The 1,519-nt window shown below is 68.0% G+C and carries 1 protein-coding gene; it reads left to right on the top strand.

Translation table 11 applies throughout. The features are described 5' to 3' along the window. Positions 1 to 117: 117 nt before the first annotated feature. Positions 118 to 1,519: cupin domain-containing protein (locus tag DBR34_RS14135; RefSeq protein WP_146186847.1), on the top strand; the 1,402-nt coding region annotated here is incomplete at its 3' end.

The raw sequence follows: 1,519 nt of genomic DNA, 5'->3' as shown, positions 1-1,519 counted from the left end.
CCCCCGCGACACCCCACCGCAGGTGCACATCGGCCCCAACCAGCGGACAATGGCCCCGCTCGCGCCGGCCACCTGCCGCGCCCCCGCTTTCCGTCTACACGCTCCAAGGATTCCCCCATGGCTGCCCGCACCACCAAGACCCCCGTCATCGAAATCCAGGCCCGCCCCGGCCTGCCGCTCGGCATGCCCGCCGCCGTCTTCCTGCGCGACTACTGGCAGAAGCGCCCGCTCCTCATCCGCGGCGCCTTCCCCGATTTCGAAACTCCTGTCCAGCCCGAAGACCTTGCCGGCCTCGCCTGCGAAGAAACCGCCCTGTCGCGCCTCATCACCCATGACCGTGCCACCGACGGCTGGAACGTACGCACCGGCCCGTTCCAGGAAGACGAATTCCCCGGCATGCCCGACCACGACTGGACCCTGCTCGTCCAGGACGTCGACAAGTGGGACGCCGACGTCCGCGCCCTCGTCAACCACTTCGACTTCCTGCCGCGCTGGCGCATGGACGATGTGATGATCAGCTTCGCCGCCACCGGCGGCTCCGTCGGCGCCCACGTCGACCAGTACGACGTCTTCCTGCTTCAGGCCTACGGCCACCGACGCTGGCAGATCGACGCCAGCGAATCCACCAAGGGCAAGCGCCCCCCGCTCGACTTCCGCGACGACGTCGAACTCAAGCTCCTGCGCCGCTTCAAGCCCACCCACGACTGGGTGCTTGAACCGGGCGACATGCTCTACCTGCCGCCCAACGTCCCCCACAACGGCGTCGCCGAAGACCCCTGCCTCACCTTCTCCTTCGGCATGCGCGCACCGGCCTCGGCCGAGCTCATCAGCGATTACCTGGACACCCTCATCGAAGGCGCCGACGAATCCATCCGCTACCAGGATCCGGATCTCAAGCTGCCCGAAGACCCCCACGAAATCGACGTACTGGCCATGAACCGCGTGGTCGAGGCGCTCAATGCCATCCGCATGAACGACCCCGACAAACTCGGCGACTGGTTCGGCCGCTTCATCACCACCTACCGCGCCGCCGGCGAAGTGGTGGCCGGCGCCGACCCGCTGCCGCGCGAAGAGATCGAAGCCGCCCTGGCCGCCGGCCTGGACCTGCAGCGCCACCCGTGGGCACGGATGGCCTGGCGTCGCGCCAAGCGCGGGGCCAGCCTGTACTGCAGCGGCCTGGAGTTCGCCCTGCCGGTCAAGGATGCCCAGGTCCTGGCCGCCACCGAACAGCTTGGCGGCGCGGTCTACGGCAAGCTCTCGGCCAAGGGCCGCGACGCCGTGCAGGCCTTGATGGCTGGCGGCTACTACCAGCTGTTCGACCCCAACGCCCTCGACGAAGCGTTCGACGACGAGGCCTTCGATGACGAAGCGGACGCCGACGATGGCCACGTCGCCGGGAACGCCGTCGTCGACGGCACCGACAGCATCGAGGTCATGCACGACGCCACGGTCGAGGCCGACGTGCACGAAGTGACCATCCACGAAGACGGTATCGAAGTCATCGTCGATTTCGACGACA

Source organism: Stenotrophomonas sp. HMWF003, assembly GCF_003061285.1.
In the GTDB taxonomy this organism is placed as follows: domain Bacteria; phylum Pseudomonadota; class Gammaproteobacteria; order Xanthomonadales; family Xanthomonadaceae; genus Stenotrophomonas; species Stenotrophomonas maltophilia_AP.
This window is presented reverse-complemented; position numbering and strand designations above follow the sequence as displayed.